The organism is Dermabacter sp. HSID17554 (assembly GCF_003989295.1).
Taxonomy (GTDB): Bacteria; Actinomycetota; Actinomycetes; order Actinomycetales; family Dermabacteraceae; genus Dermabacter; species Dermabacter vaginalis.
On the sequence record NZ_RBLW01000001.1, the window covers coordinates 116576 to 134920 of the forward strand.

20 protein-coding genes, 1 tRNA gene and 1 other RNA gene are annotated in these 18345 nt (G+C 61.8%); 10 read left to right on the forward strand and 12 right to left on the reverse strand.

Features of this window, described 5'->3' with window-relative positions; translation table 11 throughout:
• Positions 1-11 precede the first annotated feature (11 nt).
• The 5 genes from D8M36_RS00570 to aceE form a co-directional block, all read right to left on the reverse strand.
• Positions 12-260 carry an acyl carrier protein gene (locus tag D8M36_RS00570; protein ID WP_055087801.1) on the reverse strand — a complete coding sequence of 83 codons (249 nt, stop codon included), beginning with the start codon at positions 258-260 and terminating at the stop codon, positions 12-14.
• 192 nt (positions 261-452) lie between these two features.
• Entirely contained in the window at positions 453-1454 is a 1002-nt protein-coding gene (locus D8M36_RS00575) for a beta-ketoacyl-ACP synthase III (RefSeq protein ID WP_126845903.1), read from the reverse strand.
• A 5-nt stretch (positions 1455-1459) separates the two neighbouring features.
• Positions 1460-2401, reverse strand: coding sequence for an ACP S-malonyltransferase (locus D8M36_RS00580; protein WP_126845905.1), 942 nt, complete (start codon positions 2399-2401; stop codon positions 1460-1462).
• 20 nt (positions 2402-2421) lie between these two features.
• Positions 2422-2805 (reverse strand): GntR family transcriptional regulator, encoded by a 384-nt coding sequence (locus tag D8M36_RS00585; RefSeq protein ID WP_126845907.1) that lies wholly within the window; start codon positions 2803-2805, stop codon positions 2422-2424.
• Positions 2806-2810: 5 nt separating this feature from the next.
• Positions 2811-5579: a pyruvate dehydrogenase (acetyl-transferring), homodimeric type gene (gene aceE, locus D8M36_RS00590; protein ID WP_126845909.1), complete on the reverse strand. Its 2769-nt coding sequence runs from the start codon at positions 5577-5579 to the stop codon at positions 2811-2813.
• Positions 5580-5810: 231 nt separating this feature from the next.
• On the opposite strand from aceE, the gene D8M36_RS00595 reads away from it, so the two are divergent.
• The 3 genes from D8M36_RS00595 to D8M36_RS00605 all read left to right on the forward strand — a co-directional run bounded on the left by D8M36_RS00595 (position 5811) and on the right by D8M36_RS00605 (position 6964).
• Positions 5811-6221: a DUF3052 domain-containing protein gene (locus D8M36_RS00595; RefSeq protein ID WP_074296849.1), complete on the forward strand. Its 411-nt coding sequence runs from the start codon at positions 5811-5813 to the stop codon at positions 6219-6221.
• Positions 6222-6301: 80 nt separating this feature from the next.
• A tRNA-Val gene (locus D8M36_RS00600) sits at positions 6302-6375 on the forward strand.
• Positions 6376-6409: 34 nt separating this feature from the next.
• Positions 6410-6964, forward strand: a complete 555-nt coding sequence (locus tag D8M36_RS00605) for a hypothetical protein (protein WP_161970173.1) — start codon at positions 6410-6412, stop codon at positions 6962-6964.
• A gap of 155 nt (positions 6965-7119) precedes the next feature.
• Here D8M36_RS00605 and D8M36_RS00610 read toward each other — a convergent pair whose 3' ends face one another.
• The 4 genes from D8M36_RS00610 to D8M36_RS00625 form a co-directional block, all read right to left on the reverse strand.
• Positions 7120-7650, reverse strand: coding sequence for a DUF1697 domain-containing protein (locus D8M36_RS00610; RefSeq protein WP_074296847.1), 531 nt, complete (start codon positions 7648-7650; stop codon positions 7120-7122).
• Positions 7647-8039: a DUF3224 domain-containing protein gene (locus tag D8M36_RS00615; protein WP_074296846.1), complete on the reverse strand. Its 393-nt coding sequence runs from the start codon at positions 8037-8039 to the stop codon at positions 7647-7649. Before D8M36_RS00615 ends, D8M36_RS00610 begins: the two co-directional genes overlap by 4 nt.
• A gap of 495 nt (positions 8040-8534) precedes the next feature.
• Positions 8535-8969 carry an MFS transporter gene (locus D8M36_RS00620; RefSeq protein WP_126845911.1) on the reverse strand — a complete coding sequence of 145 codons (435 nt, stop codon included), beginning with the start codon at positions 8967-8969 and terminating at the stop codon, positions 8535-8537.
• A gap of 132 nt (positions 8970-9101) precedes the next feature.
• Positions 9102-10181: a GNAT family N-acetyltransferase gene (locus tag D8M36_RS00625; RefSeq protein ID WP_126845913.1), complete on the reverse strand. Its 1080-nt coding sequence runs from the start codon at positions 10179-10181 to the stop codon at positions 9102-9104.
• A 134-nt stretch (positions 10182-10315) separates the two neighbouring features.
• On the opposite strand from D8M36_RS00625, the gene D8M36_RS00630 reads away from it, so the two are divergent.
• From D8M36_RS00630 to D8M36_RS00650, 5 genes are all read left to right on the forward strand, one after another.
• Positions 10316-10837, forward strand: coding sequence for a TetR/AcrR family transcriptional regulator (locus D8M36_RS00630; protein WP_065248736.1), 522 nt, complete (start codon positions 10316-10318; stop codon positions 10835-10837).
• A 573-nt stretch (positions 10838-11410) separates the two neighbouring features.
• Positions 11411-12703 carry an aminotransferase class V-fold PLP-dependent enzyme gene (locus tag D8M36_RS00635; RefSeq protein ID WP_126845915.1) on the forward strand — a complete coding sequence of 431 codons (1293 nt, stop codon included), beginning with the start codon at positions 11411-11413 and terminating at the stop codon, positions 12701-12703.
• A complete protein-coding gene (gene sufU / locus D8M36_RS00640; RefSeq protein WP_065247762.1) occupies positions 12700-13164 on the forward strand; it encodes a Fe-S cluster assembly sulfur transfer protein SufU in 465 nt (154 codons plus the stop codon). The genes D8M36_RS00635 and sufU overlap by 4 nt, the downstream gene beginning before the upstream one ends.
• Before the next feature lie 33 nt (positions 13165-13197).
• Positions 13198-14025, forward strand: coding sequence for a Nif3-like dinuclear metal center hexameric protein (locus D8M36_RS00645; protein ID WP_065247763.1), 828 nt, complete (start codon positions 13198-13200; stop codon positions 14023-14025).
• Positions 14022-15068 (forward strand): S66 family peptidase, encoded by a 1047-nt coding sequence (locus tag D8M36_RS00650; protein WP_126845917.1) that lies wholly within the window; start codon positions 14022-14024, stop codon positions 15066-15068. The genes D8M36_RS00645 and D8M36_RS00650 overlap by 4 nt, the downstream gene beginning before the upstream one ends.
• 3 nt (positions 15069-15071) lie before the next feature.
• Here D8M36_RS00650 and D8M36_RS00655 read toward each other — a convergent pair whose 3' ends face one another.
• Positions 15072-15842 (reverse strand): YaaA family protein, encoded by a 771-nt coding sequence (locus D8M36_RS00655; protein ID WP_074296832.1) that lies wholly within the window; start codon positions 15840-15842, stop codon positions 15072-15074.
• A gap of 49 nt (positions 15843-15891) precedes the next feature.
• Between D8M36_RS00655 and rnpB the strand changes: the two genes are divergently transcribed.
• Positions 15892-16227, forward strand: an RNA gene (gene rnpB / locus D8M36_RS00660) — RNase P RNA component class A.
• A 30-nt stretch (positions 16228-16257) separates the two neighbouring features.
• On the opposite strand, the gene ppgK is transcribed toward rnpB, so the two are convergent.
• Entirely contained in the window at positions 16258-17109 is an 852-nt protein-coding gene (gene ppgK, locus D8M36_RS00665) for a polyphosphate--glucose phosphotransferase (RefSeq protein WP_126845919.1), read from the reverse strand.
• 41 nt (positions 17110-17150) lie between these two features.
• Positions 17151-18056, reverse strand: a complete 906-nt coding sequence (gene map, locus D8M36_RS00670) for a type I methionyl aminopeptidase (protein ID WP_126845921.1) — start codon at positions 18054-18056, stop codon at positions 17151-17153.
• On the opposite strand from map, the gene D8M36_RS00675 reads away from it, so the two are divergent.
• On the forward strand, positions 18055-18321 hold the full coding sequence (locus tag D8M36_RS00675) for an SPOR domain-containing protein (protein ID WP_164497559.1): 267 nt from the start codon (positions 18055-18057) through the stop codon (positions 18319-18321). The genes map and D8M36_RS00675 overlap by 2 nt on opposite strands.
• The last annotated feature ends 24 nt before the right edge of the window (positions 18322-18345 follow it).

Here is an 18345-nt window from a genome sequence, read left to right on the forward strand (position 1 = left end):
CCAGATAAGAATCAGGCCTGAGCGTTCTCGATGAACTTCACGGCGTCACCAACGGTCACGAGGTTCTTGACCTCTTCGTCGGGGATGCGCACGTCGAACTTTTCTTCGGCGTTCACGACGATGGTCATCATCGAGATCGAGTCGATGTCGAGGTCGTCGGTGAACGACTTGTCGAGCTGAACGTCAGCGGTCTCAACACCGGTCTCCTCGTTCACGATCTCGGCGAGGCCGGCGAGGATTTCGTTTTCGGTGTGTGCCATGGAGGCTCTCCTTTGTGCTTTTATGAACTAAATCAGCGGCATTAGCCTACAGCGCGAAACCTGAAGGTTGTGGTTCCAATGGTGGCAAGTTTGACGCGTGTCTCGCTACTGCCGGTCGTTTCGTGCCCTGGGATCCTGCTCCTCGAGGCTTCGCTCGGGGCAAAACTGGAACCAGTCGCCGCAAGGCGGTGGTTACGGCAACACGACGATCTGGCACGCGTACGCGAGGCCGGCACCGAAGCCGATCTGCACGCACACATCTCCGGACTTCGCGTGGCCCTCGTCGAGGAGGCGATGAACCGCGAGCGGTACGGAAGCCGCAGAGGTGTTACCGGTGTCAGCAATATCGCGGCCAATCACCACACTCTCGGGAAGCTTGAGCTGCTTCGCGAGCTCATCAATGATGCGCATATTGGCCTGGTGCGGCACAAACACGTCGATGTCGTCAACGGTGAGGCCTGCTTCGTCGAGCGCCTTTCGAACAATCTCAGCCGTGTGCCACACGGCCCAGCGGAACACGGTGCGGCCGTCCTGCTCGAGCGTGGGGAAGCCCAGCTCCGGCTTATCGCGGTAGTCGAGAAGCGAATGGGTCATGCGGATCGTGTCCCAGTGCTCGCCGTCACTGCCCCAAATCGTGGGGCCAATCTTAGGCTCGTCGCTCGCGCTAATGATCGCGGCTCCCGCACCGTCGCCGAGAAGGAAAGAAATCGAACGGTCGGTGGGGGAGATGAGGTCCGACAGCTTCTCGGCCCCCACGATGAGAACGTTCTTTGCGGCGCTCGAGCGCACAAGGGCGTCGGCTTGGCCCACCGCGTAGCAGAATCCCGCGCACGCCGCCGAGATGTCGTAGGCAACGGCATCCTCAATGCCGAGGCGCGCGGCGAGCAGTGTTGCCGCCGAGGGCGTCTGGTATTCGAACGAGATCGTTGACACGATCACCGTGTCGATCTCTGCGGCGTTGATTCCAGATTTTTCAATGGCGTCACGCGAGGCTTCCTCGGCGAGGTCGATCACGTGGACGTCGTCGCTGGCGCGTTTGCGAGTCACGATGCCGGTGCGGCGACGGATCCATTCATCCGAGGAATCAATGGGGCCGGCAATGTCGTCATTTGTGACAACGAGTTCGCCGCGTGCGGCGCCATAGGCGAGAATTTGTGAGCCAGCAACGGGCTTCGAGGGGCGGAGAGTGACCACCGAGATTACGCCTCCTTCGGGGCCTGGCCAGCGTGCTCGCGCACAAAGTCGCGTGCGGCATCGAGCTGATCGGGAGTGTTGAGATCGAAACGTGCAAGAGCTTTTGCATCGCGCTTCACGAGACCCGTGAGGGTACCCGCGGGGGCAAGTTCGAGGATGCCGGTGACGCCCTCAGCCTCAAAGGTGCGCATACATGCGAGCCAATCCACGGTGTGGGCAACCTGGGTGACGATCGAGTTGAGGAACGTCTGGCCTTCTCGCACCACAGCACTGTCGGCGTTGGAGATCACGGGAATCTGGGGTTGGCGCACCGAATAGTCGCTTACGCGCGCGGCGAGAGCCTCGCGAGCGCTCGCCATGTATGGCGAGTGGAAAGCACCGGCAACCTGAAGCGGGATCACTCGCGCCTTAGCTGGCGGATTCTCCCTCAGCGTTTCGAGCTGTGCGAGAGAACCCGCGGCAACGACCTGGGCAGCCCCGTTAATGTTGGCGGGCACGAGACCTGCGGCCTCGATTTTCTCGAGCACCTCCTCGCGCACACCGCCCACGACCGCAGCCATACCGGTTCGTTCCGCGGCAGCAGCTTTGGCCATGGCTTTCGACCGGTCGCGCACAAACTCCATCGCATCGGTCTCCGTCAGTGCGCCGCTGAGACCCGCGGCGGCAACCTCGCCCACGGAGTGCCCGGCATAAAAATCGGGCCGAGGGACATCGAGGGCGCCAAAGAGAACACTGTGGACGATGAGGCTCGACGCGACGAGAAGAGGCTGCGCGACGGCAGTATCGCGAATCGTTTCGGCATCCGACTCGGTCCCGTGCTTCACGATGTCCACGCCAGCGGCCTCACCGAGAGAGCCCGCGTATTCGGCGACACTATCGATCTCGAGCCACGGGGCGAGGAACCCCGGCTTCTGGGCGCCCTGTCCGGGCGATGCAATGACGAGCACGCCACTGTCCTTTCACATGTCTATCGGGACGAGGCCGCTTCCGTGCGGAGCGCGGCCTCAAACATTGCGAGGGAGGCGTCGGACCCTACCCCCGACGAAACTGCCAGGTGCGCGGCGTGCGCGAGAGCCGCCTGAAGTGAGCGTTCCACCTCGCCCCAGGCCTTCACGTGCGTGCCGTGCCGCCCATCCGTCTCCACAATACCCGCCGCTGCAAGCGACTTGACGGCCTTCGCGGCCGTGTTTGGTGCGACGTTGCAGGCCTCAGCGAGCGCCCGCACGGAGGGCAGTTTCTCACCCGGGGCGAGAGTGCCCTCCGCAGCGGCGTTCGCGATCGCATCGTGGAGCTGCGCGGCGGCATTCGGCGCTGAGGCGTCGATGTGCAGCCATGGCAGTTCAGCGGTCATGATGCTCAGGCGTCCCCGCCCGCCATACCGGAAGAGCCGGCGTTCACGTTGAGCAGATCGTACTTGTCGATGGCCTGCTTGACGACCGAACGATCGATCTTGCCCTGATCAGCGAGCGACTTGAGGGCGCGTACCACGAGCGACTCGCGGTCGATGTGCAGGTAGCGGCGACCCGCTGCGCGAGTATCCGAGAAGCCCCACCCTTCGGCACCGAGTACGGCGTAGTCGTTCGGGATCCACGGGCGAATCATGTCGGGAACGAGGTAGTCGAAGTCCGTCGTCGCCACGAACGGGCCCTCGGCATCCTTGAGCTTCTCCACCATCCACGGGGTTTTGGGTTCTTCTTCGGGGTGGAGGAAGTTGTGCTTATCGGCGGCAAGAGCGTCGTTACGCATCTCGCTCCAGGATGTCACCGACCATACGGCCGAACGCACGCCCCAGTCCTTGTAAAGGAGATCGCGAGCTTCGCGAGTCCACGGAACCGCGACACCCGACGCCATGAGCTGCGCGACCGGGCCATCACCCTCCTGGACCTCGTCGACCTTGTACATGCCCTTGATGATGCCCTCGACATCAACGTTTTCAGGCTCAACGGGCTGGTGAATCGGCTCGTTGTACACGGTCAGGTAGTAGAAGACTTCCTGGAGGCGCTCCTCGTTATCGCCGTACATGCGCTGGAGACCATCGCGCACGATATGGCCGATCTCGTAACCGTAAGCGGGATCGTAGATGATCGCCGCGGGGTTCGTGTAGGCGAGAAGAGGCGAGTGGCCATCCATGTGCTGGAGACCCTCACCCGCGAGGGTGGTTTTACCGGCGGTCGCGCCGATCACGAAGCCCTTGGCCATCTGGTCGCCCGCGGCGTAGAAGAAATCGCCGGTGCGCTGGAAGCCGAACATCGAGTAGAAAATGTAGAACGGCACGAGCGGCACTTCATGCGTCGAATACGAAGTACCCGCGGCAGTGAAGGCAGCGGTCGAACTGATTTCGTTGATGCCCATGTGCTTGATCTGTCCCTGCGCCGACTCCTTGTAGGCAAGGAGAAGATCGCGGTCCACCGAAAGGTAGTTCTGACCCTTCGGGTTGTAGATCTTCGCGGTCGGGAACATCGCGTCAAGGCCGAACGTGCGCGCTTCGTCGGGGATGATCGGCACCCAGTACTTGCCGGTCTCCTTGTCGCGCATGAGGTCCTTGAGCAGGCGCACGAGCGCCATGGTCGTGGCGACTTCCTGCTTGCCCGAGCCGCGCTTCGCGACGGCCCAGGTCTTTTCGCCGGGAACGGTGAACGTTGCCTTCTTGTGGCGGTTGTCGGGAACAACGCCGCCGAGTTCAGCGCGACGCTCGCGCATGTACTGCATTTCGGGGGAGTCCTCCGCCGGCATGTAGTACGGCTGATCGTAGAGATCCGCTTCGAGTTGCTGATCGGTGAACGGGATATGCAGCGTGTCGCGAAGCTGCTTGAGATCGTCGATCGTGAACTTCTTCATCTGGTGCGTGGCATTGCGGCCCGCGAACTTCTTACCGAGCACGTAGCCCTTGATGGTGTGCACGAGAATGACGGTCGGCTTGCCGTTTTTCACGGTGGTCGCGTGCTTGAAAGCCGCGTAGATCTTCTTCGGATCGTGGCCGCCGCGCTTGAGACCCCACCAGATATCGGCATCACTCATGTCTTCGACGAGCGCCTTCGTACGCGGGTCTCGGCCGAAGAAGTTGTCGCGGATGAAGCCGCCAGATTCGGCGCGGAAGGTCTGGAAGTCGCCATCCGGGGTCGTGTTCATGAGGTCCACGAGGGCGCCGTCGGTATCGGCGGCGAAGAGCTTGTCCCAGCCCTCGCCCCACACGACCTTCACGACATTCCAGCCCGCGCCGCGGAACTGAGCTTCGAGCTCCTGAATGATCTTGCCGTTGCCGCGCACGGGGCCGTCGAGGCGCTGAAGGTTGCAGTTGACCACGAACGTGAGGTTGTCGAGTTGCTCATTCGCGGCGATGTGGAGAGCACCGCGTGACTCGACCTCGTCCATCTCGCCATCGCCAAGGAAGGCCCATACGTGTTGTTCGCTCGTGTCCTTGAGGCCGCGGCTGTGGAGGTAGCGATTGATCGAGGCCTGCTCAATGGCGTTGACGGGGCCAATACCCATCGACACGGTCGGGAACTGCCAGAATTCCGGCATTGCGCGCGGGTGCGGGTAGCTGGGGATGCCCCGCGGGTTCGACTTTTCCTGGCGGAAGCCGTCGAGATCCTGCTCGCTCAAGCGGCCCATGAGGAAGGCACGCGAGTAGATGCCGGGGGAGGCGTGGCCCTGGAAGAAAACCTGGTCGCCGCCACCGCGGTGCTCGCGGCCGCGGAAGAAGTGGTTGAAGCCCACTTCATACACGGTGGAGATCGAGGCGTAACTCGAAAGGTGGCCACCCACACCGATCTCGGGGCGCTGGGCGCGATGCACCTGCATCGCCGCGTTCCAGCGCACGGCGCGACGAATCGACTTCTCGATCTCGAGGTCGCCCGGGTATTCGGGCTCGTCCTTCGCCGCAATCGTGTTGACGTAGTCGGTGTTCTCCACGCTCGGCACGTCCAGATCCCGCTCGCGTGCGTGCGTGAGGAGGTTGCCGACGATGTGCGAGGCGCGCTCAGCGCCGCCGTTCGCGACGACTGCGTCGAGCGATTCCAGCCACTCCCTCGTCTCTTCGGGATCCACGTCGTTCGCGTGGCTGGGAAGACCGATTCCTTGACGCCCGGTGATGTCGTTCGAGTTCACGCTTTTGTTCTCCCTCATGGTGTGGGTGAAAAAGGGGCTGTGCCTTTGGGCCCGCCTTTGTGCTCGTCTAGCGTATAGCGTGCGCCCGAAAGAGACGTGAGCGCGCGGGCGCGAAAGGTGCCGTGGCTCTCACCGGGTTCGGTTATTTCTCGTATCGTTTTTTGTGAGTGACACCGCCATGGACCTTCGGTACAGTTGGAGCGTCCCGAGATCCCCATCTCACTTTCCGATCCCCGAAGGAGTCGCCCCTTGTCACCGGTTGCAGCTTCGAGCGACAACCTTGCCGAAGTTTTTGAGTTCCACGAAGGCCAGCTTGTGCAGGAGTTCGGGTACGACGACGATGTAGACCTCGACCTTCGCGATGCCATCGAGGATCTCATCGACGCCGATCTCGAAGATGAGTACTCCCGCGAAATCGTGGATGGCGTCATCATGTGGTGGCGCGATGGCGACGGCGACCTGACCGACGGTCTCGTCGATTGTCTCTCGAGTCTCGTTGCGGGTGGTCCAGTGTGGCTCCTCACGCCGAAGCCCGGCCGTCCGGGTCACGTGGATCCCGCCGACATCCAGGAAGCAGCGAATACTGCGGGGCTCCGCGGGATGAATGCGGTGTCGCTTGCGCCGGATTGGTCCGGTACGCGTCTCGCTTCGCGTTCGTAAGGGGCTGCTGGCAGACGGATCGACGCTCGCTCGCTCCCCGTTTTGCCGAATCCTGCACGTCGTGGGATGATGTCCTGCGCGGGTCTTTAGCTCAGTTGGTTAGAGCGCCACGTTTACACCGTGGATGTCGGGGGTTCGAGTCCCTCAAGACCCACGTAAGATGAGAAAATCGAAACTTGCCCCGCCTGATGGCGGGGCAAGTTTGTTTCTGCGGTGACGTGCGCCGGGGCGTCGAAGCTGGTGTGGGCGAGGACGGTGGCGGTGGTCTGCTCGGGTGTGTAGGTGGCGGTTTCTTCGTCGTTGATGGTGATGCGGGTGAACAGGGCGCGGTTGAGGATGCGTCGTTCGGCTGGGTCGCACTTGTTGTAGAGGTTGTCGAGGAGTTTGGTGAGCCGGTCCAAGCCTGTTCGGGCCTCGGCGTAGGTGTCGGTGAGGTTGTCGAGCCGTGTGCTGATCTGGTCGAGGCTGGCGCGGATGCGGTCTTGCTCGCTCTTGAGGAGGTCGAGGGGGATCGCGTCGGCGTAGTGGGCCTGGACGAGCTTGAGGCGTTCGGCTTCGAGCTTGTCGCGCTGGGCGGTCAGGAGCTTGCGTTCGTCCTCGCTGGATCCTTCGAGCTGGTCGAACACGTCCTTGAGGACCTTCCGGACGTGCTCAGCCTGGGTTGGGCTCAGGGAGTTGCGCTGGTAGGTGCGTTCGATCTCGGCTTCGGCGCGTTCGGCGAGGATCGCGGAGCGGGTGCATGACACTGCGGTACATGTCGTAGATAGTCGCAGAAGATGATGCACAACACGCTCGCCTGAGAAGCCCGTCGGTCTCGCGCTAGACAGTGGGAAGCAAGAAACTTGTCCGGCGGTGCCATCGTGCCCGGGGCAATCCGCTGATTCCCCTTGGGTTGCGGTTAGAGCTTGGTAGCGATCTTCATGAGCGTGTTCCAATTTCGAGCGGTCGCCGTCCCCCCGAAGCGCTTCTCCAAGGCAGTATGTGAGACCTTCATCGCCTTGACGCCACCAGGGGTCCACACGAACGCGGTGCGCCCGATGAGCCGTACTACTTCAGGACTGACATCTTCTGACTCTAGGGCCGCAACTTCCGCCATAGCGGGCGTTGCAGACAGGAAGATAGCCAAGTACTTGGAATAGTCGGTAGCGACGTCTGCTAAAGGATTGCTCGCCAAGACCTCGCGTACTTCGTCGGCTTGCCGCACCACCATGGGGACCGTAACTCCAAAGGCATCAGCCATTACCGACTGCACCTCAATGATAACTTGATCCTCACTCCCTGACCGAGTGGCAATAATGTTCCCACTTTGACCAATCGTGACGACAGCCTCGAACCCGGCGTCAGTGAGCGCGGAACGCAGTTCAGCCATTGGTACCCGGTTGTTGTTACCTACGTTGATGCCACGCGGCATGACAAGCCAGCGAGTCATGCGAGTTTGTAGTCAAACGTATAGGAGTGGTCACCGTCAACGTCGTCGATGGTCAAGGTGCCACTGATCCCGGTCAGCTCACCAGTACCCGTCCCAGGAACGATAACCACGGACAACTCCGGTTCCCCATGAGCGACGATTCCATGGTGTTGCAAGACGAAGGTGCCTTCCTTGCCATTAACGGTGCCGGTGAAGTGTTCGATCGCGACATAACCAGCCGAACCGGGATCCGGGGTGCGCGCTGCGATCATATGCGCTTCGGAGGTGCCGGTGACCGCACCTGTGAAGGTCTTACGCACCACATTGCGGTTGATTGTGACCCCGTCCTGTTCATAGAAAGGGGGCTCACTGTCAGTGGTGACCTCGAATGGTCCGCGAAGGATGGTCATTTTTCCCCTCTTCAATTGAGGCGGCGAATCGCCGGCGATAAGTTGGCATCTGCCTGCGGTCTCGGGGGGCCGAGGTCTCCTCAGACGCGCTCTCCCCGGGCACCGTAACACACCTCTTGGGGTTCGGTCATGTTGACGTGACCCTGCTACGACGACCGCCCCTAGAAGGTATGGACCATCAGCATCAACCGATTCAACCGCGGTGAAGTCGACTCTTGGATGATCGGTCAAAGTGCCTCGAGTCAACGTTCGCTCGATGTCCCGAGATTTTTGTGTTCTGGAGCGTTAAGGTGTGACTTATGGTCAACGGTTCATCGCGCACAGCCAAACGGGGGGCGTAGGCGCACCGCGTATATTGTTGTCGCAATTGTTGCTGTCGTTGCGTTTCTTGCGATGGTAGGAGTTGCCCAGTTCACCTCGGGAAATGCCAACGCTTCCAGTGACGGGTTAGCTCAGAGGAGTTCATCATCCTCGAATGAGAACACAAACGACGGGTCATCGTCCGGTCACGAAGGCAATGCCACCGATCGAGACACTCGACCAAACAGCGATGGCGACGTTGCGCTCATCCTCGTCCTCGAACGTGAACCGGATGATCGCGAGTGTCGCGGGCAGCATCAGTGCTGCACCCACCGCGAGTAGTGCCCGCGCGACGATCAGCACCCACACGTTTGGAGAAAAGGCTTCGAGTAGGGAAGCTATCCCGAACGCGCTGATGCCAATCTGGAACACCAGCTTGTGTACGAACCTATCCCCGAGCGTCCCGGTGCCCAGCAGTAGGCCAGTCATGACGAGGGGGTACATGTTGATAATCCACAGTGACTCACTTACGCTCGCCGACAACTCGTCCGTCAGAAGAGGCACGACCACGTAGAGAATCGAAGTGTCGACCGTTGCAAGCAGCAAACCGAGAGAGACGGCGGTGAGCACGAACCACCGTGTGCGCTGCGAGGCCGGCGCAGGGGATCTTGAGTCATCTCAGCCTTGCAATATTCCGATACGTCGTCAGAGCGCGGTAGATTTGGGGGCCGTATACAGGGAGCATGAAAGTCAGACTCCTGATCATTGGCGCATGTGCTCGGAGGCAAGTCGCGCGAAGATGAGGGTGTCGGTCCATTCGCCCTTGCTGAACCAGTCCTGGACGTGATGTGCTTCGAGCCGGAGCCCGACACGAGGAGCCAGTGCTGCCGAGGCGCTGTTGCGGGCATCCATCTGCGCGGTGATGCGGTGGAGCTTGTAGTGGTCAAACCCGAGGGCGAGTACTGCTCGGACGGCTTCGCTGGCGAAACCTTGCCCACCGTGCGCTGGGTCGAGAACCCACCCGATCTCGCCTTGACGGTGCTCGTGATCGGTGAGCCACAACGCGACGTCTCCGATTGGGACGCCGTCATGCTCGATGACCAGCGCAAGCGCGCCAGTCTCGCCATCGATGTCAGTCTTCGCAAGACGTTCGGTGAGCTTGTCGTGGGTGACTTCCGCGGTCCATGGCTCGTCCAGCAGGTAGCGGGCAACGTCGGGTCGCGAGTACAGCTCGTGAAGCCATTCGGTATCGTCGGCGTTATGCGGACGGAGCCGAAGCCGCTCCGTCGCCAACGGCCACTGGGCGGTGGGCTTGAGATCGCGCCGGTAATGGAAAAGTTCCTCGCGCTGTCCTGCGGGCGTGGTCCCGACGGCTCGCTCGACCTCATGGAACCCTGCGTTCGTCAAGCACCGCTGGGAGGCCTTGTTCTCCAGGAGCGTGCGTGCTGTCAAGGTTCGCAGTCCACTGTTGCGTGCGAAGCGCGATGCCAACTCCAGGCCCCGACGAGCGTGCCTTGCTCCCCGCGCATCCGGATGAATCCAGAACCCGACCTCGGCAGCCTCGGAGCTGACGTCGAAGAGCACCAAGGAGCCCACAAACCGGTCCGTCTCGGCGTCGGCAAGTGCGAGAACTGCCAGCGTGCCGGACGACAGACCCTCAGCAACCTCGTCACGGATCATCCGTCGCACGGACTCGGGGGTGTAGTCGGACTCGGGCAGGTGGCCGAAGCGCCGCACAGCTTCATCCTTGGTGCCGGCTGCATACGCGTCTGCGTCCAGCTCAGAGAGGGGACGTAGGCGAGTGTTCTCAAAGGTGATCGGGAGGGTGGTGGCATCCAGCATGCGCGAAACCTAACATAGAATGGATAGCTAACGGAAGCGTGTTTGGTTAGGCTGGTGGGGTGAGCTACTGGGAACATCGCAAACCTGTGCGACGCCTCCGCGCAGTGGACATCGGGGAGGTTGCGAGGGCATCGGTGAGGCTGCTGGACGAAGGCGGGTTGAGGGCCCTCACCCTGCGATCTGTGGCACAACAGGTGGGGGTCGCTCCAGCCAGCCTGTACTCCCGCGTCGAATCCGTCGACGATCTGTTCGACCTCGCCCTCGACACAGCGCTTGCAGACGATCCCGTGATGTCCGAGTCGATCCGCAACGCCGACCTGTCTGCCCTGATGCACGCCTTCTTCGCGCACCTCACGACCCACCGGTGGGCCGGTCAGGTCATCGGTATGCGCGCTCCCAGGGGCCCGGCGTACCTGGCCCTTTCCGAGCGGATGTGCGTCCTGCTCGAACAAGCGGGCACCCCGGATCCGCTGGGAACTGCCTACCGATTGTCCAACCTGGTGATTGGCGCCTCGCTGACCGCACCCATGGCGTCTGACGAGAAGCGCGTCGCCATTGACCCTGACCAAGCTCCTACTTATGCGCGGCTCCACGCGACGCACCACGTCAGCCCACGCGAGATTCTCTCCGACGGCCTCACGGCACTCCTGTCGTGAGGGGGCCTTTTGATTCGGGGCCGCCCTGCGTCGCTAATGGCCACGGACTGGTCTCCGTGAGAGTGCGTCCCTTCGCAGTGCGCCGATAGTCGGACGGGCTGATCCCGACATCGTTCGCGATCGCGCGAAGCGCCTCGCTATCGTGATACCGCCGTTCCAGAGAGTCGACTGCCTCGCTACCGATGCTGCGGTGCGGACTTACCGGTTCTGGCTCACGTTGGGTAAGCCGCCCCGCGCGACTGCGGATCGTTCGGTGCAGTGATCTCATGTAGCCCACCGGTGGGGCGAGTTTCTACAAGCTTTCTGCTAGGTCCACCATCGCCACCCTCAATCTTCGCGAAGAGTGAGGGTGTTGTGACGTTGTGTTCTGGTTGCTCAGTCGCGGTGAGCGCACGGCGTGTCGACAATGCGGGCGCAGCGCTTGTATCTTCGCTCCGGACGAAGGGCGGGGCCCGTGGCCCGAACGGCTCGTGTGAGGCTCTGACATATTCCCCACAGATTTGCGCTTTCGGTTTTGCAAAATTCCTATACTGGAGGTCGCACGCTCGAACGGTCGACAAGGAGCATTCATCCATGACACCTGAAGTGTCCGCGCAGCATCCCGGGCTCGACGTCGAGGCTATCCGCCGCGACTTCCCGATTCTCCATCAGAACCTCGCGGATGAAAGACCGCTGGTGTATCTGGACTCGGGGGCGACGAGTCAGCGCCCCCAGAGCGTGATCGATGCCGAAGTAGCGTTTCTCACGGCGAGCAACGCGGCGGTTAAGCGCGGCGCCCACCAGCTCGCGGAGGCGGCAACGGATCGTTACGAGGGGGCGCGTGAATCGATCGCAGCCTTTATTGGCGCGACGGATCCTCGCGAGCTTGCTTTCACGAAGAATGCGACCGAGGCCCTCAACCTTGTGGCGTACGCACTCGGCAATGGCGATGCTTCGACCCCGGAGCATTTGCGCGTGCGTGAGGGCGACGAGATCCTCGTGACGGAAATGGAGCACCATTCGAACCTCGTGCCGTGGCAGGAACTTGCTCGGCGCACAGGAGCGACGCTGCGCTACCTTCCGCTCACGGACGATTTCGAGCTCGACCTCACCGACTTTGAGTCCCTTCTCAATGACCGCACGAAGGTTTTCGCCTTCACGCATCAGTCGAACGTTCTGGGCACGATCAATCCCGTGCGTGAGTTCGTGAAGCGGGCCCGCGAGGTCGGCGCGCTCACGGTTCTTGATGCCTGCCAATCCACTCCGCACATGCCGATTGACGTGACCGAGCTCGACGTCGACTTCCTCGCTTTCTCGGGGCACAAGATGCTGGGACCCACAGGTATCGGCGCGCTGTGGGGGCGGTACGAGCTTCTCGCAGAGCTGCCTCCATTTATACTTGGCGGTTCGATGATCGAAATCGTCCACATGGATCGCACCACTTTTGCGGAGCCACCAGCACGTTTCGAGGCCGGCACCCCAATGATTTCGCAAGCGGTGGGCCTCGAGGCGGCCGTCGGATACCTCCGGAACCTGGGCATGGCGAACGTTGCCGCCCACGAAGCTGCGCTGACCGCGCGGGCCCTGGACAACCTCTCGCAGATCGACGGCGTACGGATTATCGGCAAGGGGCCGAGTACCGGCCGCGTGGGCGCTGTTGCCTTTAGCGTCGAGGGACGCCACCCGCACGATATCGGGCAGGTTCTCGACTCACTCGGTGTCGAAGTACGCGTGGGGCATCATTGCGCGTGGCCGCTTCATCGTCGATATGGTGTTCATGGAACGACTCGCGCGAGCTTTAGCGTGTACAACACACTCGACGAAGTTGATCGCCTCGCCTCCGCGCTCGAGGAAGCCATCTCGTTTTTCAAAGGATTTGATCGATGAACCTCAACGCTATGTATTCCGAGCTCATTTTTGAGCACGACAAGCGGCCCCAGAACTTCGGGCTGCGCGAACCGTTCCAATCTGAAGTACACCATGTGAACCCCTCGTGCGGCGACGAGATCACGCTGCGAATCGAGCTCGAAGGCGATGCCGATAACCCGACCATCAAGGATCTTTCCTACGACGCGACTGGCTGTGCAATGAGCCGCGCGTCCGCCTCGATCATGAGCGACCTGCTCATTGGCGAGAGCCTTGAGGACGCGCAGAAAACCTACGCTCACTTCGACGAGGTCATGCATTCGCGTGGCAAGAACGAGGGTGATGAGGAGATCATTGGCGATGGCATCGCGCTCGTGGGCGCCGCGAAGTTCCCGGGGCGCGTAAAGTGCGTGCTCATGCCGTGGAAGGCGTATCAGGCGGCGCTTGCCGAAGCCCAGACAGCGCGCGCAGCTAACGCCTGATCCCTTATTCCTCACTGCACCAAGGAGCAACCCGTGACAGCGATCAACCGTGTGACCTCTTTTCTCGAAAATCTCTACCCGCTGGCCTGGGCGGAGGAGTGGGACCGCGTGGGTCTCGTACTCGGGGATCCGGCCTGGGAGGTCGCTCGGCTGCGCCTCGCCGTGGATCCGACGGTTGCCGAGGCTCGTGAGGCTGCTCAGAAGAACGGGACGCTTCTCATCACCCACCATCCACTCCTTTTGAGGGGCGCGAGCTTCTTGCCCGCGACGTGCGGTAAGGGTGCCGTCGCCACCGAGCTCCTGCGCTCCCAGGGCGGCCTGTGGTGCGGGCACACGAACAGCGACCGCTCGCGTCACGGCACCGTTGGGGCATGGATCGATCTTCTTCGCCTCAAGGAAGCGAAGCCTCTTGAACCCGGAAAGCCCGAGGAGAGCGAGTCATTCTTCGGGCTCGGCGCCGTAGGTGAGCTTCCCGAAGCGTCGACGGTAGGCGAAATCGCCGAGCTCATCAGCAGGGCTGTTCCCGCGACGGCGCAGGGCGTTCTTCACACGGGGGATGCTGGGCGAAAGGTGCGCCGTGTCGCCGTGTGCCCCGGCGCAGGTGACTCGTTCCTCGAGACCGCGACGGCCGCAGGCGTGGACCTGTACATCACGTCTGATCTGCGCCACCACCCGGCTCTCGAACATCTCGAATCCCGCGCTGATCATTCTCGCGTGCCCGCGCTCATCGACCTTCCGCATTACGCGAGCGAATCGCTGTATCTTCCACACCTCGCTAGCCTCTTGCGCGAAGAGTTCCCGGAGCTCGAGGTTGAAGTGTCCTCGCTCTCGAGCGATCCGTTCACGGGCGCCGCGCGATGAAGTCCCTCGTGCGTCCCGTTCCCGTGCGCGAGGGTGACAAGGTTGCTGTTCTCTCGCCCGCGTGGGCCGCGCCCGCGTATTTCCCGGCGATCCATGAACAGGCTATGCGCCGGCTCGAAGAGCTGTTCGGTGTGGAGGTTGTCGAATACCCCACGACCAGAGCGCTCGGAGCAAGCCCCGAGGAACGCGCCCGCGACGTCAATGCCGCCTTCGCCGATCCCGAAATCCGTGCGCTTTTCTCGACAATCGGGGGCGACGACCAGATAAGGATTCTTCGCTACCTGGAACCGAAGCTCCCGCTCGCCGATCCGAAACCTTTTTTCGGCTATAGCGACAACACGAATCTGAGCGCATGGCTTTTCGCGCGCGGGATCGCGAGCTTCTACGGAGGCTCAACCATGGTGCACCTCGGTAGTGGTCCGACGGTCGATGCCGAACACCTCAGCTCACTTCGCGCGGCGCTCTCGGGTGAAGGGGACCTGACCTACGCTCTTCCGGCCGATAGCCAGGACTACGGCTTCGATTGGAGCGAGGAGCGCGCTCTTACGGAAGCCTCTCCTCGGGAAGCGGCAGCCCCGCTGGAATTTTACGGCCCTAAGGTTCGTGTTCGGGGCGGTACCTGGGGTGGATGTCTCGAAGTACTCGATCAGCTCGCATGGGCAAATCACCTGCCCGATCCCAGCGAGCTCGACGGCGCCATTCTCATTTTCGAAACCTCCGAGGTGCTTCCGAGCCCCGACCTAGTGGGGCGCTGGATTCGGGGCATGGGAGAGAGGGGCTACCTCGAGGCTGCCGCGGGCGTACTCGTTGCCCGCCCGGTCGTTGATGATCGCGACAATCCCGCACCCGCGAGCGTACGCGCGGCTCGCCGCGCGGCGCAGCGTGATTACGTTTTAGCCGACCTCACACGCTACGCCCCGGATACGCCCGTCTGCTTTGGCCTTCCCTTTGGCCACACGCGACCCCAATACGTCATTCCCTACGGCGGCGAGATCACGCTCGATTCCGAGCTCGAGACGATTACGGGTCACTACGGCGCTTAGCGCTTAGTGGCGCTCCCAATCGTCCACGACGGTGAGCGTCGAGCGGGCTTTGCCTGAGCTGAGTTCAAACCCGAGGGAGTCCCCGAGGCCATTCATGAGGATCTCGAGCACGTCATCGGCCGTTTCAGCAGGAGAGGTCGCCTCGCAAAGAGCACGCGCCACGAGCCCGCGATAGCGCTTCGCGTCGTGGCTAATGACGCGGCGTTTTCCCTCGCGCACTGCCACGGGGGAGACCTCGAGTACCTGCGCCCCCTTGAGCGGCATCATCGAGCGATAAGCCCCTGAGCGGCAATCGATCACGATCTCGCCGCTTTCCTCGATCGCTTCAGCAATGTGCTTGAGGCGAGGCTTCCACCACGCAGCGACTTTCCCCAACCCTTCAACTTCGCTTCCTGCCGAAAGCCTGTAGGCCGGAATGGCATCGGCATGGCAGTCCACGATTCCGAAAAGCGCGGAGGCGGCGAGGAGCCGGCAACCGTCGGAAACAGAAGGCTGCCCGAGGGCATCGAAAAGCACACCCGAGTACACCTCGAGCGGTGTTGCGACCGGCTCGTTCTCAAGGTGCGCCATGCGCTCGCGAAGCTCCGGCTGGGAGGCCGGAATCTTGAGCTTCTCCATGGCCACATCACCCCGCGCCGTGCGCCCGGCTGCCGCGATCATCTCTCGTCGAGACTCGGTTAGCTCGGGGAAAGCCATGGAGGAGAGCTCGAGGGTTGGCGCATCCGGAGCGTGCGGGCGCGTTTTCGTTTCGGAGGGGGGTAAGAGGATTAACATCTCGCGCGCGCTCCTATCGCTTGGCAGTGGAGTAAAGTTGAGGGCTGGACCAGTCAGCTGGACAGTTGCGAGGCATAGCCTCGAGGAAAGTCCGGGCTCCCCCTGGCACGGTGGTGGGTAACACCCACCCGGAGCGATCCGCGGGCCAGTGCCACAGAAAGCAAACCGCCTGCTACGGCAGGTAAGGGTGAAAGGGTGGTGTAAGAGACCACCGCGGCCCCAGTGATGGGGCCGGCACGGTAAACCCCACCGGGAGCAAGGTCATGTAGGAGGCGCTAAGGCTGCCAGGCCGAGCCTCCGGGTAGGCCGCTCGAGGTCACTGGTAACGGTGATCCTAGATAGATGACTGTCGAAACAGAACCCGGCTTATAGGCTGGCTGGTCCGCGCCCTAGGCGCCTCCCATGCCCCTCCGCCTCAGGCCTCTTCGACCGACTCGGCCGCGAGATCCGCAGCGGAGGTGTTTTTCTTGTCTTTCTTGGCCTTCTTTTCGCCCTTGTCCTTCTTTATCTCGAGCTTGCGTTCGGCGTGGGCAAGAGCTGCGGCGCCAATGATGCCTGCCTCATTGCGAAGCTTTGCGGGCACGATCTCGGTGTGGAGGTCGAGAAAGTGGAGGTATTTCTTCGAATCCTTCGACACGCCGCCGCCCACGATAAAGAGGTCGGGGGAGAAGAGGAACTCGACGTGCGAGTAGAACACTTGTAGGCGTTCCTTCGCCCATTCCTCGTAGCTAATGCCAAGCTTGTCAAATACGGAACTCGCGGCGAACTTCTCGATGCTTTTGCCCTCGTAGTTCAAATGGCCGAGCTCTGAGTTCGGAATAAGCTTGCCATCGATAAACATGGCCGACCCGATTCCCGTGCCGAGCGTCGTCATAATGACGAGGCCCGACTTGTCTTGACCGACGCCGAACTCCATCTCGGCGATACCGGCAGCATCGGCGTCGTTCACCACGAACACCGAATGTCCGGTGGCCTCTGAAAGAAGCTGATCAACGTTCACACCGATCCAAGAATTGTCCACGTTGGCGGCCGATTTCGCGACACCATGCTGGATGATTGCCGGGAACGTGACGCCCACGGGCATGTCGGCGGGAACATCAAACGAATCGATAAGCTCCTTGACAGTCTTCGCGACCGCTTTCGGAGTTGCCGGCTGTGGCGTGGGGATACGCACGCGTTTTGCGGCGAGTTCCCCCTTCTTCAAGTTGACGGGAGCGCCCTTGATGCCGCTTCCGCCGATATCGATTCCGAATGCTTCCTTAGCCATGGTGAAATGCTTCTCCTTGCGTGGTGACAACGTCGTTTAGTCTACGCGGAAATTTCGGCATCGGGATCGGTGAGGATCTCATAGCCGTCGTCGGTAATAAGGAACGTGTGCTCGAACTGTGCAGTGTACCCCTTATCGCGGGTCGTGATCGTCCAGCCGTCGTCCCACTGATCCCACGCGCGTGAGCCGAGCGTCACCATGGGTTCGACCGTGAAGATCATGTTGGGCTCGACCACGTCGTCATAGTGAGGCGCGGAATCGTAGTGGGGAATGATGAGGCCGTTGTGGAATCCCTCCGCGACCCCGTGGCCGGTGAAGTCGCGCACCGAGTCGTAACCGAAGCGCCCCACGTACTTCTCGATCACGCGGCCCACAACATTGACCTCACGTCCCACCTTCGCGGCGCGGATTCCGCGGAACATCGCCTCTTCTGTTCGCTCAATGAGCTCGGCAGCTTCAGGCGCGATCTCCCCTACGGGGAACGTCGCGTTGGTATCACCGTGGACACCGTCGAGGTAAGCGGTGACATCAACGTTGAGGATGTCGCCCTCTTCCATGACAGTCGAATCGGGGATGCCATGGCATACCACTTCGTTGAGGCTCGTGCAGCACGACTTGGGGAAGCTCAGGTACCCCAGGGTCGACGGGTACGCGCCGTGATCGAGGATGATCTCGTGCACGAGAGCATCGATCTCGTCGGTCGTCACGCCGGGCTTCGCAGCCTTGCCTGCCTCGCGAAGGGCGATCGCGGCGATCTTTGAGGCGCGGCGCACGCGCGCGATGACCTCGGGCGTTTGCACGTAGGGCCCACAGTTATCGGATTGTGCTTCATCCTTGAACGCATATTCGGGCCGTTCAATCGAGGCGGGAACCGGGCGGAGCGGGCTTATAGTACCGGGCTCGAGCGCGGCACGGTTTTCGGGGCGAAGCCAGTGGTCTACAGTCATGACTACCAGTCTTGCAGGTTCTTCTGGATATCGATTAACGAAAGGCCGCGCCGTGAGCGAGTTCTATTACAACACCAAAACGAAAAGGATCGAAGAGGGAAGCCAGAGCCCGGCGATCGAACTCATGGGCCCCTACGGGACGCGTGAAGAAGCCCAGCACGCGCTCGAGCGCGCCGAGGAGCGCAACGAGGAATGGGACGAAGCCACCGAAGAGTGGAACGAGTACTACGAAGACGAGGACGGCTCCGAAGAAGAGGAGCTCTAGTTCGTTCCCGTGCGCGCCTTTCGC